This is a genomic window from Micrococcus sp. (genome assembly GCF_030523875.1).
Taxonomy (GTDB): Bacteria; Actinomycetota; Actinomycetes; order Actinomycetales; family Micrococcaceae; genus Micrococcus.
The window spans coordinates 18,640-32,471 of sequence record NZ_JAUNHR010000022.1 but is presented as its reverse complement, the minus strand read 5'-3'; the positions used below and the strand labels follow the sequence as shown (position 1 = coordinate 32,471).

Annotated in this window: 11 protein-coding genes and 1 pseudogene; 7 read left to right on the top strand and 5 right to left on the bottom strand. The window is 73.8% G+C overall.

Annotated elements, in window-relative coordinates:
• Positions 1 to 276, top strand: a pseudogene (locus Q4D18_RS04705) (ABC transporter permease); the annotation flags it as partial.
• Between the two features lie 38 nt (positions 277 to 314).
• Positions 315 to 1,292: a heme A synthase gene (locus Q4D18_RS04700; RefSeq protein WP_303126228.1), complete on the top strand. Its 978-nt coding sequence runs from the start codon at positions 315 to 317 to the stop codon at positions 1,290 to 1,292.
• A gap of 136 nt (positions 1,293 to 1,428) precedes the next feature.
• On the opposite strand, the gene Q4D18_RS04695 is transcribed toward Q4D18_RS04700, so the two are convergent.
• Positions 1,429 to 2,421, bottom strand: a complete 993-nt coding sequence (locus Q4D18_RS04695) for a heme o synthase (protein WP_303126226.1) — start codon at positions 2,419 to 2,421, stop codon at positions 1,429 to 1,431.
• A gap of 250 nt (positions 2,422 to 2,671) precedes the next feature.
• Between Q4D18_RS04695 and tkt the strand changes: the two genes are divergently transcribed.
• From tkt to Q4D18_RS04670, 5 genes are read left to right on the top strand one after another with little or no spacing between them, the layout of a single operon-like run.
• Positions 2,672 to 4,831: a transketolase gene (gene tkt, locus Q4D18_RS04690; protein WP_303126225.1), complete on the top strand. Its 2,160-nt coding sequence runs from the start codon at positions 2,672 to 2,674 to the stop codon at positions 4,829 to 4,831.
• Positions 4,832 to 4,865: 34 nt separating this feature from the next.
• Positions 4,866 to 6,017: a transaldolase gene (tal, locus tag Q4D18_RS04685; RefSeq protein ID WP_303126224.1), complete on the top strand. Its 1,152-nt coding sequence runs from the start codon at positions 4,866 to 4,868 to the stop codon at positions 6,015 to 6,017.
• 32 nt (positions 6,018 to 6,049) lie between these two features.
• Complete coding sequence (locus Q4D18_RS04680; RefSeq protein WP_303126223.1) at positions 6,050 to 7,669, top strand: glucose-6-phosphate isomerase; 1,620 nt, start codon at positions 6,050 to 6,052, stop codon at positions 7,667 to 7,669.
• Positions 7,659 to 9,221 carry a glucose-6-phosphate dehydrogenase gene (gene zwf / locus Q4D18_RS04675; protein ID WP_303126222.1) on the top strand — a complete coding sequence of 521 codons (1,563 nt, stop codon included), beginning with the start codon at positions 7,659 to 7,661 and terminating at the stop codon, positions 9,219 to 9,221. The genes Q4D18_RS04680 and zwf overlap by 11 nt, the downstream gene beginning before the upstream one ends.
• Positions 9,218 to 10,159 (top strand): glucose-6-phosphate dehydrogenase assembly protein OpcA, encoded by a 942-nt coding sequence (locus Q4D18_RS04670; RefSeq protein WP_303126221.1) that lies wholly within the window; start codon positions 9,218 to 9,220, stop codon positions 10,157 to 10,159. The genes zwf and Q4D18_RS04670 overlap by 4 nt, the downstream gene beginning before the upstream one ends.
• A 101-nt stretch (positions 10,160 to 10,260) precedes the next feature.
• On the opposite strand, the gene secG is transcribed toward Q4D18_RS04670, so the two are convergent.
• The 4 genes from secG to gap all read right to left on the bottom strand — a co-directional run bounded on the left by secG (position 10,261) and on the right by gap (position 13,715).
• Positions 10,261 to 10,512, bottom strand: coding sequence for a preprotein translocase subunit SecG (secG, locus tag Q4D18_RS04665; protein WP_303126220.1), 252 nt, complete (start codon positions 10,510 to 10,512; stop codon positions 10,261 to 10,263).
• A gap of 57 nt (positions 10,513 to 10,569) precedes the next feature.
• A complete protein-coding gene (gene tpiA, locus Q4D18_RS04660) occupies positions 10,570 to 11,358 on the bottom strand; it encodes a triose-phosphate isomerase (protein ID WP_303126219.1) in 789 nt (262 codons plus the stop codon).
• Positions 11,359 to 11,360: 2 nt separating this feature from the next.
• On the bottom strand, positions 11,361 to 12,605 hold the full coding sequence (gene pgk / locus Q4D18_RS04655; protein ID WP_303126218.1) for a phosphoglycerate kinase: 1,245 nt from the start codon (positions 12,603 to 12,605) through the stop codon (positions 11,361 to 11,363).
• Between the two features lie 99 nt (positions 12,606 to 12,704).
• Complete coding sequence (gene gap / locus Q4D18_RS04650; protein WP_303126217.1) at positions 12,705 to 13,715, bottom strand: type I glyceraldehyde-3-phosphate dehydrogenase; 1,011 nt, start codon at positions 13,713 to 13,715, stop codon at positions 12,705 to 12,707.
• Positions 13,716 to 13,832 lie beyond the last annotated feature (117 nt).

Sequence of the window (13,832 nt, the reverse complement as noted above, 5' to 3'; positions counted from 1 at the left end):
TTCACCGCCCTGGGCCTGCTGCTGGCCGGCACCGCCCGCCCGGAGGCGACCCTCGCCGTCGCCAACCTGGTGTGGGTGCTGATCGGCGCCGTGGGCGGCACCGTCTTCCCGCCGCACTGGGCCTGGCTCGAGCTGACCCCCTCCGGCGCCCTGGGCGCCGCCCTGCGCGCGGCCCTCGTGGAGGGCGCCTGGGCCCCCGGAGCCCTGCTGGTGCTCGCCCTCTGGACCGCGGCGGCCACGGCCGCCGCCCTGCGCTGGTTCCGCTGGCGGCCCTGACCCCTGACCACCCCGCCTCGAACGATCGGAAGGACACCGTGTCCACCCTCTCCACCGCCGGAGCCGCCTCCGCCGGCACCGCCCCCTCCCGCGACTCGCTGCTGCCGGACCGCATCGGGCCCTTCGCCCACGTGCTCGCGTGGCTGAGCCTGCTCACCAACATGGGCATCGTCGTCACGGGCGGCGTGGTCCGCGTCTCCGGCTCCGGCCTAGGCTGCCCCACCTGGCCGAAGTGCACGCCCGAGTCCCTGACCGCGACGCCGGAGATGGGACTGCACGGTCTCATCGAGTTCGGCAACCGGACCCTCACCGGCGTGCTCGGCGTCGTCGCGCTCCTGATGCTGCTCTCGGTGGTGCGGATGCACCGGACCCACGGGCAGGTCGTCGGGCTCTCGGCCGGGCTCCTGGCCGGGGTCGCCTTCCAGGCCGTGCTGGGCGGGATCACGGTGCTGACCGAGCTGAACCCGTGGATCGTGGCCGCCCACTTCATCGCCTCCGCCGTCATGATCGGTCTGGCCGCCATGCTCCTGCTACGCGTGCGCGCCGAGCGGCGCCACGGCGTCGGCGGCCGCATCGCGGACGGGGCCACCACGGACCGTACCCGGGGCACGGCCTGGGCGGTGCTGCTGACGACGGCCGCCGTCGTCGTCGTCGGCACCATGGTGACGGGGACCGGCCCCCACTCAGGCGACCCGGACGCCGCACGCCACGCCTTCGACGCCGTCCTCATCACCCGCCTGCACGCCCTGCCCGCCTACGCCCTGCTCGGGGCGTCCGTGGTCCTGGTCGTCCTCACCGGGCGCCTGGCGGGCGCCTCCGCGGGTCAGCGCGGTGCGGCCCGCGCCCTGCTCGCCGTCGTGGTGGGCCAGGCGCTCGTGGGCTACTGGCAGCACTTCACCGGCCTGCCCGTGGGCGTGGTCATGCTCCATCTCATCGGCTCCGTCCTGGTCATCGCGACGGCGACCGTCGCCTGGCAGCGCCAGGTGAGCCGGTACACGGTGCCCGCGGCGGCCTGACGCCCGTCGCCCCTGCTCGCCCCGGGGTCCCGGAGCGGCTGGTCGCCACCGTGGCGCGGTCGTCCGGCCAGGCCCCAGGACGACGACGGCCCCGCACCGTCTCCGGTGCGGGGCCGTGGGGCCGAGGTGAGGCGGGTCAGCGGCCGCCGGCCACCTGCATGAGGGGCTCGCCCACGAACGGGTCCACCGCCAGGGCGATGAACAGCAGCGTGAGGTACGTGATGGAGAGGTGGAACACCTTCATGGCCTTGCGGTCCTCGAAGTCGTCCCGCTGCGCCTCGCGCTGGAGAACGTGCGACTCCCACACGAACCACCCGCCCACGCCCAGCGCCACGGCGGTGTAGACGATGCCGGCCCAGCCCATGGGGACCAGGAGCAGCGAGCAGACCACGGTGGCCCACGCGTAGAGCACGACCTGGTTGGAGACCAGGCGCGCGGAGGCCACGGCCCCCAGCATCGGGACGTCGGCCTCCCGGTAGTCCTGCTTGTACTTCATGGACAGCGGCCAGTAGTGCGGCGGGGTCCAGAGGAAGATCACGGTGAACAGCACGATCGCAGGCCACTCCACGGTGCCGCGCACCGCCGCCCAGCCGATCACCACGGGGAAGCAGCCGGCGATCCCGCCCCACACGATGTTCTGCTCGGTGCGGCGCTTGAGGATCAGCGAGTAGACCACCACGTAGAAGAAGATGGCCGCCACGCCCAGGGCCGCGGCCAGCCAGTTGGCGCCGAAGCCCAGGATGAGCACGGACAGCACCGCGATGGTCCAGGAGAAGACGAGCGCCTCGCGGGGGGTGACCTCGCCGGTCACCAGCGGGCGGCGCTCGGTCCGCTTCATCAGCCGGTCGATGTCCCGGTCGATGTAGCAGTTGAACGCCCCCGAGGCGCCCGCGGCCAGCGCACCGCCCACGAGGGTGGCGAGCATGGTGACGACGTCCGGGAAGCCGCGCTGCGCGAAGATCATGGTGGGGAGCGTGGTGACCAGCAGCAGCTCGATCACGCGGGGCTTCGTCAGCTCGACGTACGCGCGGATCTTGCGGCCCGCCGTCATGGGCGGACGCGACGCGGCGGCGTCGGTGTCCGGGTGGACGGCGGGGGCTGAGGAGGTGGACTCCACGGAGGATGACATCGGCTTCTCACGGTGAAGGGGACGGGGACGGCCCCGCGAGCGTCCCGCCGGGACCCGGAGGCCGGGCGCGGGAGTCGAGTGGCCTTCCGGCCATCCTACCCGTCCGCATCCCTGTTCGCGGGGGAGACGACGGCCACGTCGGGCGACGTCCGGCCGAGCCCACTAGGCTGGCCGCGAGGGCACGCCGCCGACCGCCGCAGGGTCCGGCGTCGCCGCCGTACGTCCGAGCACCATCACCGAGGAGCCGCACATGACCGAGACCTCCCCCACCCCGCTCGACCGGACCCGCCCCGCCCGCGGGTTCGTGTACGACCAGCAGGACCGACGCATGGTGGACACGCTCAAGGTGCTGGCCGCGGACGCCGTCGAGAAGGCCGGCCACGGCCACCCCGGCACCGCGATCTCGCTGGCCCCGGTCGCCTGGCAGCTCTTCCAGAACGTCATGCACCTGGACCCCGCGGACGACGCGTGGGCCGGCCGCGACCGCTTCATCCTCTCGGCGGGCCACTCCTCCCTCACCCTCTACCTGCAGCTGTTCGCGGCGGGGGCGGGCCTGGAGGTCGAGGACATCGCCGCCCTGCGCACCGAGGGCTCGAAGACGCCCGGGCACCCCGAGCACGGCCACACCGCCCACGTGGAGATGACCACCGGCCCCCTGGGCCAGGGGCTGTCCTCCGCGGTGGGCTTCGCCTACGACCAGCGACGCGTCCGCGGCCTGCTGGACCCCGACGCCGCCCCGGGCACCTCGCCCTTCGACCACCACGTGTTCGTGATCGCCTCCGACGGCGACGTGCAGGAGGGCGTGTCCGGCGAGGCCTGCTCGCTGGCGGGCCACCAGGAGCTGGGGAACCTCGTGGTGGTGTACGACGCGAACCGCATCTCCATCGAGGACGACACGGACATCTCCTTCACCGAGGACGTCGCGCAGCGCTACGAGTCCTACGGCTGGCACGTCCAGGAGGTGGACTGGAGCAACGGCGCCCAGGGCCACGACGTCACGGAGTACACCGAGGACGTGGAGAAGCTGTACGAGGCGATCGTCGCCGCCAAGGCCGAGACCGGCCGGCCGTCGCTGATCAAGCTGCGCACCGTGATCGGCTGGCCCTCGGACAAGCAGAACACCGGCGGCGTGCACGGCGCCAAGCTCGGCGAGGACTCCGTGCGCGAGCTGAAGCGGCACCTCGGGTTCGACGTGGAGCGCCACTTCGACGTCGACGAGGCCCTGCTGGCCCACGCCCGTGAGGTGGTCGAGCGCTCGGCCGCCTACCGCGCCGAGTGGGAGCGCGCCCTGGCGGCCTGGCGCGAGGCGAACCCGGAGCGTTCCCGCCTGTTCGACCGGCTGCGCGCCCAGGAGCTCCCGGAGGGCTTCGAGGACGCCTTCCCGTCCTGGGAGGCCGACGAGAAGGGCCTGGCCACCCGCGCCGCCTCCGGCAAGGTGCTGACGGCCCTGGCCCCGGTGATGCCCGAGCTGTGGGGCGGCTCCGCCGACCTGGCCGGGTCCAACAACACCACCATGGAGGGCGAGCCCTCCTTCATCCCGGCGCACCGCTCCACGTCCACGTGGCAGGGCGACCCGTACGGCCGCACCCTGCACTTCGGCATCCGCGAGTTCGCCGCCGGCGCGATCGTCAACGGCATCACGCTGGGCGGCCTGACCCGCGCCTACATGGGCACGTTCCTGACGTTCTCGGACTACATGCGCGGGGCCGTGCGCCTGGCCGCCCTGATGGGCACCCCGAGCGTCTACGTGTGGACCCACGACTCCGTGGGCCTGGGCGAGGACGGGCCCACCCACCAGCCGATCGAGCACCTGGCGGCGCTGCGCGCCATCCCGGGCCTCGACGTCGTCCGCCCCGCCGACGCGAACGAGACCGCGTGGGCGTGGCGGACGGTCCTGGAGCGCCGCGACCGGCCCGCCGGGCTCGTGCTGACCCGCCAGGGCGTGCCGACCCTGCCGCGGGGCACCGACGGCTTCGCACCGGCGTCCGAGGTGGCCCGCGGCGCCTACGTGCTGGTGGACGCCACGGACGCCGACGGCGCCCCCGCGGCCGCGCAGGTGCTCCTGATCGCCACCGGATCCGAGGTCGCCGTGGCCGTGGGCGCCCGGGAGCGGCTGCAGGCCGAGGGCGTGCCCACCCGCGTGGTGTCCGCCCCGTGCCTCGAGTGGTTCGCGGAGCAGGACGAGGCCTACCGCGCCTCGGTGCTGCCCGACGGCCCCGACGCCCCCGTGCGCGTGTCGGTGGAGGCCGGCATCGCGACGCCGTGGTTCGAGCTGACCGTCACCGAGCGCTCCCGCGGCGCCCGGGTGGGCATCGAGCACTACGGCGAGTCCGCCGACGGACCGCACCTGCTGCGCAAGTACGGCTTCACCCCGGAGCACGTCGCCGACGTCGCCCGCGGGCTGCTCTGACCCCCGTCCGCCCGCCCAGGAGAGGAACCACCCCATGACCGACCTGCAGCGCACCGCCGAGGAGGCCGTCCAGAGCCCCGCCACCACCGCCCTCGCGGAGGCCGGCGTCTCGATCTGGCTGGACGACCTGTCCCGGACCCGCCTGGACGAGGGCAGCCTCGAGCGGCTGCTCACCACCCGGACGGTGACGGGCGTGACCACCAACCCCTCGATCTTCGCCGCGGCGCTGAAGCACGCGGACGCCTACGAGGACCAGCTGCGCGAGCTCGCCGCGGAGGGGGCGGACGTGGACGCCGCCGTCACCGCGCTGACCGCCGCCGACGTGCGCCGGGCGTGCGACCTGCTCGCCCCCGTGCACGCGTCCACGGACGGCCGGGACGGCTACGTCTCGATCGAGGTGGACCCGCGGCTGGCCCGGGACACGGCCGGCACCGTGGCCCAGGCGCACGAGCTCGCCGAGGCCGTGGACCGCCCCAACCTCATGGTGAAGATCCCCGCCACCGTGGAGGGGCTGCCGGCCATCACCGAGGTGCTGGGCTCCGGGCTGAACGTCAACGTGACGCTGATCTTCTCCCTGCCCCGCTACCGCGAGGTGCTCAACGCCTGGCTGGCCGGGCTGGAGCAGGCCCGCGCGAACGGCCACGACGTCTCCCGCATCCACTCCGTGGCCTCCTTCTTCGTGTCCCGCGTGGACACGGACGTGGACGCGCAGCTGCGCACGATGGCCGCGGACGGCCGCCCCGAGGCGGCCGAGCTCACCGGCCGCACCGGGCTGGCCAACGCCCGTCTGGCCTACCGCGCCTTCGAGCAGGCCCTGGACTCGGAGCGCTGGCGTCTGCTCGAGGCCGCCGGCGCGCACGTGCAGCGGCCGCTGTGGGCCTCGACCGGCGTCAAGGACCCCGACCTGCCGGACACGCTCTACGTGACCGGCCTCGTGGCCCCGCACACCGTGAACACGATGCCGGAGAAGACCCTGGAGGCGTTCGCGGACCACGGCGAGGTCGCCGGGGACACCGTCACCGGGGCCTACGCCCAGGCCGACGCCGACCTCGACGCGATCGGCGAGCTGGGGGTCTCCTACCCCGAGCTCGTGGAGCGCCTCGAGGCCGAGGGCCTGCAGAAGTTCGAGGACGCGTGGGACGAGCTGCTGGCCTCTGTGCGCGCCGGCCTCGACGCCCACGCCTGACACCCCGCCGCACGCCGCTGAAAGGACACCAGATGAGCACCCTCGGCCTCACCGCCACCGGATCCGCCCTCGAGGCGATCGACCGCCACGTCCCCGACCTCGTGGCGGAGCGGTTCGCCTCCCGCCTCGCCGACCAGGACGCCGACCTGTGGGGCGAGGCCGCACGGGAGGAGGCCGCGCGGCGCCTCGGATGGATCGACCTGTTCGACGACTCCCGCGCCGTGGCCGAGGACGTCGCCGACCTCGCCGCCGACCTGCACGAGGAGGGGCTGACCCGCGTGGTGCTGGCCGGCATGGGCGGGTCCTCCCTGGCCCCCGAGGTGATCGCCGCGACGGCCGGCCGTCCGCTCGAGGTGCTCGACTCCACCGACCCGGAGCAGGTCGCCGCCGTCCTCGGCCGGGACCTCGAGCGCACCGTCCTCGTGGTGTCCTCCAAGTCCGGCTCCACGGTGGAGACCGACTCCCAGCGCCGCGTCGTGGAGGCCGCGTTCACCGCCGCGGGCATCGACGCCGCCTCGCGGATCGTGGTGGTCACGGACCCCGGCTCCCCCCTGCAGGACGCGTCCATCAAGGCCGGCTACCGGGCCGTCTTCACCGCGGACCCCACCGTGGGGGGCCGCTACTCCGCCCTCACCGCCTTCGGGCTCGTCCCGGCGGCGCTCGCGGGTGTGGACGTCCTCGCGCTCCTGGACGAGGCCGAGGAGGTCCTGGACCTGCTGACCGCGGACGAGGAGGACAACCCCGGCCTGCGCCTCGGCGCGGCCATTGGCGGCACCTCCCCGCTCCGGGACAAGCTCGTCGTGCAGGACCTGGGCTCGGGGATCGAGGGCTTCGGGGACTGGGTGGAGCAGCTGATCGCCGAGTCCACCGGCAAGGAGCGCACGGGCCTGCTGCCCGTCGTCGTCCGCGCCGGGGACCCGGAGACCGGATGGGACGCCCCCGACCTGCTCCAGGTGCGCCTGGTGTCCGAGGCCGACGAGTCCGTCCCGCCGGCCCACGCCGTGCAGCTGCACGGCTCGCTCGGGGCGCTCATGCTCACCTGGGAGGTCGCCACGGCCGTGGCCGGGCGCCTGCTGGGCATCAACCCCTTCGACCAGCCGGACGTGGAGGCCGCCAAGGCCGCGGCCCGCGAGCTGCTTGACTCCCCCGCCCCGGCCGCCGAGGCCGGCGCCGTGGTCCAGGGGGTCGAGGTGTCCGGCGACGACGCGGTCGCCGCCGCCGACGACCTCGCCGCCGTGCTCGCGGCCGTCGGCGCCCAGGTGCCGGAGGACGGCTACCTCGCCGTGCACGCCTACCTGGACCGCCACGCCGACGCGGACCTCGCCGAGGTCCGCGCCGACCTGGCCCGCTCCCTCCGCCGCCCCGTGACGTTCGGCTGGGCGCCGCGGTTCCTGCACTCCACTGGCCAGTACCACAAGGGTGGACCCCGCACGGGCGTCTTCCTGCAGGTCACGGGCGAGGCGGGCACCGACGTCGAGGTGCCGGGGCGGCCCTTCACCCTGGGCCGGCTGATCGCCGCCCAGGCGGCCGGCGACGCCGGGGTCCTCCGCCGCCTCGGCCGCCCCGTCACCACCCTGCGCCTGCGGGACCGCTCCGCCGGCGTGGCCGCGCTGCGCACCGCGGCCCGAGGCGTCACCGCCCATGGCGCCTGAGCCCGGCGCCGCGGGGCGTAACCCGCTGCGGGACCCGCGTGACCGGCGTCTGACGCGCATCGCGGGCCCCTCGACCCTCGTGCTGTTCGGCGTCACCGGCGACCTGGCGCGCAAGAAGCTGCTCCCGGCGATGTACGACCTGGCCCACCGGGGCCTGCTGCCGCCGTCGTTCTCCCTGGTGGGCTTCGGCCGCCGCGACTGGTCCGACGCCGAGTTCGCCGACTACGTGCGCGCGGCGGTGGAGACCGGCTCGCGCACCCCGTTCGACGAGACGGTGTGGGAGCAGTTCCGCGGCGGCCTGCGGTTCGTCTCCGGCGCGTTCGACGACGCCCCCGCGTACGAGCGCCTGGGCGAGGTGCTCGCCGAGCTGGAGAGCTCGCGCGGCACCGCCGGGAACACCGCGTTCTACCTGTCCATCCCCCCGGACTGGTTCGAGGACGTCTCCCGGCACCTCGCGGACCAGGGCCTGGCCGCCCGGGACCAGCCCGCGGACGGTCCGTGGCGCCGCGTGGTGATCGAGAAGCCGTTCGGCCACGACCTGGCCAGCGCGCGCGAGCTCAACGCCGTGATCGAGCGGGTGTTCCCCTCGGACGCCGTGTTCCGGATCGACCACTACCTCGGCAAGGAGACGGTGCAGAACATCCTCGCGTTCCGGTTCGCCAACCGGATCTTCGAGCCGCTGTGGAGCGCCGAGCACGTGGACCACGTGCAGATCACGATGGCCGAGGACATCGGCATCGGCGGCCGCGCCGGCTACTACGACGGCGTCGGCGCCGCCCGGGACGTGATCCAGAACCACCTGCTGCAGCTGCTGGCCCTGACCGCCATGGAGGAGCCGCTGTCCTTCGACGCGGCGCACCTGCGCGCGGAGAAGGAGAAGGTCCTCGAGGCCGTGCGGGTGCCGGACACCCCGGAGGGCCTCGAGGCCGCCTCCGCCCGCGGCCAGTACACCGGCGGCTGGCAGGGCGGCGAGGAGGTCACCGGCTTCCTCGACGAGGAGGGCTTCAACCCGGAGTCCACCACGGAGACCTTCGCCGCCCTCAAGGTGGGCATCCAGACCCGGCGCTGGCAGGGCGTGCCCTTCTACCTGCGCGCCGGCAAGCGCCTGGGCCGGCGCGTCACCGAGATCGCCGTGGTGTTCAAGGACCCGCCGCACCTGCTCTTCCCCGTGCACCCCGGGGACGGGTTCGGGGAGAACGTGATCGTGATCCGCGTCCAGCCGGACGAGGGCGTGACCATCCGCTTCGCCTCCAAGGTGCCCGGCACCCAGCAGGAGGTCCGGGACGTCACCATGGACTTCGGCTACGGCCACGCGTTCACCGAGGACTCCCCCGAGGCGTACGAGCGCCTCATCCTGGACGTGCTGCTCGGCGAGCCCCCGCTGTTCCCGCGCCAGGCCGAGGTGGAGCTGTCCTGGCGCATCGTCGACCCGTTCGAGGAGCACTGGGCGCGCCTGACCGAGCAGCCCGAGCCGTACGCGCCGGGCTCGTGGGGCCCGGCCTCCGCCGACGCCCTGATGGCCCGCGACGGCCGGACCTGGAGGCGACCGTGAAGATCCGCATGCACGACACCACCACCTCGAAGGTCGCCAAGCGCCTGACCTCGCTCCGCGAGGCCGGCGGCGTTGCCGCCCTGGGCCGGGTGCTCTCCCTCGTGATCAGCACCGACGACGCCGGCATCGAGTCCGCCCTCGAGGCCGCCAACGCGGCCTCGCTCGAGCACCCGTGCCGCATCGTCGTCCTCGCCCTCGGGGACCCGGACGCCCCCACCCGCCTCGATGCGGAGATCCGCGTGGGCGGGGACGCCGGGGCGTCTGACGTCGTCATCCTGTGGTGCCAGGGTGCGAACGCGCACGCGGACGAGCCGCTCGTGGCGGCCCTGCTCCTGCCGGACGCGCCCATCGTGGCGTGGTGGCCGGGGACGCCGCCGGAGGTCCCCGCGGACACCCCGCTCGGCCGGCTGGCGCACCGCCGCATCACCGACTCGGCCACGTGCCCGGACGCGGCGGCCGCGCTGCGCTCGCTGGCTGCCGGGCACCGGGACGGGGACACCGACCTGGCCTGGACGCGCCTGACACTGTGGCGCATCCAGCTGGCGGGCATCCTCGACCACCTGCCCATGTCCCAGGTGCGCACGGTCACGGTGGACGGCGCCCCGGACTCCCCCAGCACCATGCTGCTGGCGGCCTGGCTCACCCTGCGCCTTAGGCGGCCCGTGACGATCGCCCACTCCAAGGCCGGCCACGGCATCCGCGCGGTGCGCCTTCGCGGGCCGGACGGCGACGTCGTCCTCTCCCGGTCCCAGTCCCAGGTGGCCCGGCTCTACCAGCAGGGCCGGCCGGTGCAGCGCATCTCCCTGCCGCGCCGCACGGACCAGGACTGTCTGGCGGAGGAGCTGCGGCGCCTGGACCCGGACGAGGCCTACGGCGAGGTGCTGCGCCTCGGGCTGGCCCGCACCGACCTCGCGGCCGTGGACGCCAGCGACCGCTGACCGCAGGCTCCCCTCACTGCGGGCTCCGGCCCCCGACGACGACGGCCCCGCACCGATCAGGTGCGGGGCCGTCGTCGTCCGCCCGGGGACGGGCGGGAGGCTCAGGAGTCGACGTTGAAGCGGGCCAGCAGGCCCAAGGCCACGATGGCCGCGCCCCACAGGACCGTGGAGGTCACCGTCACGCGGGTCAGCAGGCGCTGCGCCGAGCCGGAGGAGCTCATGGACGTGGTCACGCCGCCGCCGAACATGTCCGAGACGCCGCCGCCGCGGCCCTTGTGCAGCAGCACGAGCAGGATGATCAGCACGCTCAGCAGCACGACCGCGATCTGCAGCAGCAGGGTCAGGATGTCCATGGGGCCTTCCCTCGTCGGGTGTGTTCCTGCGGGCGCCGTGCCGGCGACCGGCGGGCCTCAGCGGGCCGCGTCGAACCGGACGATCTTAGCAAACTCGTCCGCGTCGAGGCTGGCGCCGCCCACGAGGGCGCCGTCCACGTCCTCCTGCGCGAGCAGCTCCGGCGCCGAGTCCGACTTCACGGAGCCGCCGTAGAGCAGGCGGGTGCGCGCAGCGACGTCCTCGCCGTGCCGGGCGGCGAGGTCCTCGCGCAGCGCCGCGCACATCTCCTGCGCGTCGGCCGCGCTGGCCACCTCGCCGGTGCCGATCGCCCACACGGGCTCGTAGGCCACGACGACGCGGGCCACGTCCTCGGCGGACAGGCCCTCGAGCGAGCCGCGCAGCTGGACCACCGTGTGCTCCACGTGGCGGCCGGCCTGGCGCACCTCGAGCCCCTCGCCCACGCACACCACCGGGGTCAACCCGTGGCGCAGGGCGGCGACGGCCTTGCGCGCCACCAGGGCGTCGTCCTCCCCGTGGATGGTGCGGCGCTCGGAGTGCCCGACGATCGCGTAGGCGCAGCCGAGGGCGGACAGGAACGCGCCGGAGACGTCGCCGGTGTACGCGCCGGAGTCCTCCGGGGAGAGGTCCTGGGCGCCGTACGCCAGCTCGATCCGGTCCCCCGTGACGAGGGTCTGCACCGCACGCAGGTCGGTGAAGGGCGGGAACACCGCCACCTCCACGTCCTCCTGCTCGTGGTCCGCGTCCTGCAGCAGCCACGCCAGGCGCTGCATGAGCGTGACCGCCTCGCGGTGGTCCAGGTTCATCTTCCAGTTGCCCGCGATCAGCGGGGTGCGGGGGGTGGCCATGCTCACGCCTCCTCACCGGTAAGGGCGGTGACGCCCGGCAGCTCCTTGCCCTCGAGGTACTCGAGGGAGGCGCCGCCGCCGGTGGAGATGTGGCCGAACTGCCCGTCCTCGAAGCCGAGGGAGCGCACGGCCGCGGCCGAGTCGCCTCCGCCCACCACGGACAGGCCGCCCGCGGCGGTGGCCTCGGTGAGGGCCTGCGCGACGGTCCGGGTGCCCTCGGCGAACGCGGGGAACTCGAACACGCCCATGGGGCCGTTCCAGAACACGGTCTTCGCGCCGGCGATGCGGGAGGCGAAGTCCTTCGCCGTCTCCGGGCCGATGTCCAGGCCCAGCGCGTCCGCGCCGTGGGCGCCCGTGGTGAGCGCGTCGACGGGGAGCACCTCGTGCTCGGCGTCCTTGGCGAAGGCCGAGGCCATCACGATGTCGGTGGGCAGGACGATCTCGGCGGCGTCCTTCCCGGAGCGCTCGAGGTAGCCGCGGACGGTGTCCAGCTGGTCCTCCTCGAGCAGGGACGCGCCGACCTCGTGGCCCTGGGCCTTGAGGAAGGTGAAGAGCATGCCGCCGCCGATCAGCAGCGTGTCCGCCTTCTCGAGGAGGTTGTCGATCACGGCGAGCTTGTCCGAGACCTTGGAGCCGCCCAGGACCACCACGTAGGGGCGCTCCGGGGACTCGGTGAGGCGGGTGAGGACCTCGAGCTCGGTGGCCACCAGCGGGCCCTGGTGGGCCGGCAGCAGCGCGGCGATGTCCGCGACGGAGGCGTGCGCGCGGTGCACGGCGCCGAAGGCATCGCCCACGTACGCGCCGTCCTCGCCGGCCAGGTCCGCCATCTCGCGGGCAAGCTCGGCGCGCTCGGCCTCGTCCTTCGAGGTCTCGCGGGCGTCGAACCGGACGTTCTCCAGCAGCAGCACCTGGCCGTCCTGGAGGGCGGCGGCCTTCGCGCGGGCATCCTCGCCGGTCACGTCGGCGGCCAGCTGCACATCCTTGCCGAGGACCTCACCGAGGCGGGCGGCCACGGGGGCCAGCGAGTACTGCGGGTCCGGCTGGCCCTTGGGGCGGCCGAGGTGGGCCATGACGACCACGCGGGCGCCGGCGTCGGCCAGCTGCCCGATGGCGGGCGCCGAGGCCCGGATGCGGCCGTCGTCGGTGACGGTCTGCCCGTCCAGCGGGACGTTGAGGTCGGAGCGGATCAGGACGGTGCGTCCGGCGACGCCGGCCTCGAGCAGGTCCTTCAGGGTCTGGGCGGTCATGGGTGCCTCCTGGAGTCGGTCACGGTCTGCGGTCAGTCTAGGCAGACGGCCCGGGCCGGTGGAGGTCCACCGGCCCGGGCCGTCGGGGGTGCGCCAGGGTCAGAGCTGGTCGCCGATGTGCTTCGTCAGGTCCAGGAGCTGGCAGGTGTAGCCGTACTCGTTGTCGTACCAGCCGATGATCTTCACGGTCTGGCCGATGGTCTTGGTGAGCGGGGCGTCGAAGGTGCACGCGGCCGGGGAGGTGACGATGTCGGAGGAGACGATCGGGTCCTCGGAGTACACGAGGCGCCCGGCCATCGGGCCGGACTCGGCGGCCTTGCGGAAGGCCTCGTTGACCTCCTCGACCTCCACGTGGCGGGTCAGCTCGACGGTCAGGTCGGTGGCGGAGCCGGTGATGGTGGGCACGCGCATGGCGAAGCCGTCCAGCTTCCCCTTGAGCTCCGGGATGACCTCGCCGATCGCCTTGGCGGCGCCGGTGGAGGTGGGCACCATGTTCTGCGCGGCGGCGCGGGCGCGGCGGCGGTCCTTCTTGTGCACGTTGTCGTGCAGGTTCTGGTCGCCGGTGTACGCGTGGATGGTGGTCATGATGCCGTCGACGATGCCGAACTCGTCGTTGAGCACCTTGACCATCGGGGCCAGGCAGTTGGTGGTGCAGGAGGCGTTCGAGACGACGTGCATGGAGGACGCGTCGTACTGGTCCTCGTTCACGCCCATCACGAAGGTGCCGTCCACGTCCTTGCCGGGGGCGGAGATGACGACCTTCTTGGCGCCGGCGTCCAGGTGAGCCTTGGCCTTCGGGCCGGAGGTGAAGATGCCGGTGCAGTCGATCACGACGTCCACGCCGAGCTCGCCCCACGGGAGGTTCGCCGGGTCGGTCTCGGCGAAGAAGGCCACGTCCTGGCCGTCCACACGGAAGCCCTTGTCGGTCATCTCGAGCTTGCCCGGGTAGCGGCCGAGGACGGTGTCGTACTTGGAGAGCCAGAACAGGTCCTCCTTGTCCGCCAGGTCGTTCACGGCCACGAGCTCGAGGCCCTGGTCCGGGCGGTCCGCGAGCACGCGGAGGATGTTGCGGCCGATGCGGCCGAAGCCGTTGATGGCGATCTTGGTCATGATGCCTCGCTTCCTGGCGCCCGTCGCGGGGCGCTTGTCATGAGCGGATGGACGGTCCTGATGCATGCCCTCGCACGTCGTCGGACGAGGCCACGGTCGACGCTCGGGGCGCCGACC

What these genes read in the sequence shown, in the direction of transcription:
- Q4D18_RS04680 (WP_303126223.1), top strand. Translation starts at nt 6,050, where the DNA reads ATGAGCACCCTCGGCCTCACCGCCACCGGATCCGCCCTCGAGGCGATC.
- tkt (WP_303126225.1), top strand. Translation starts at nt 2,672, where the DNA reads ATGACCGAGACCTCCCCCACCCCGCTCGACCGGACCCGCCCCGCCCGC.
- pgk (WP_303126218.1), bottom strand. Translation starts at nt 12,605, where the DNA reads ATGACCGCCCAGACCCTGAAGGACCTGCTCGAGGCCGGCGTCGCCGGA.
- zwf (WP_303126222.1), top strand. Translation starts at nt 7,659, where the DNA reads ATGGCGCCTGAGCCCGGCGCCGCGGGGCGTAACCCGCTGCGGGACCCG.
- gap (WP_303126217.1), bottom strand. Translation starts at nt 13,715, where the DNA reads ATGACCAAGATCGCCATCAACGGCTTCGGCCGCATCGGCCGCAACATC.
- secG (WP_303126220.1), bottom strand. Translation starts at nt 10,512, where the DNA reads ATGGACATCCTGACCCTGCTGCTGCAGATCGCGGTCGTGCTGCTGAGC.
- tpiA (WP_303126219.1), bottom strand. Translation starts at nt 11,358, where the DNA reads ATGGCCACCCCCCGCACCCCGCTGATCGCGGGCAACTGGAAGATGAAC.
- Q4D18_RS04695 (WP_303126226.1), bottom strand. Translation starts at nt 2,421, where the DNA reads ATGTCATCCTCCGTGGAGTCCACCTCCTCAGCCCCCGCCGTCCACCCG.
- tal (WP_303126224.1), top strand. Translation starts at nt 4,866, where the DNA reads ATGACCGACCTGCAGCGCACCGCCGAGGAGGCCGTCCAGAGCCCCGCC.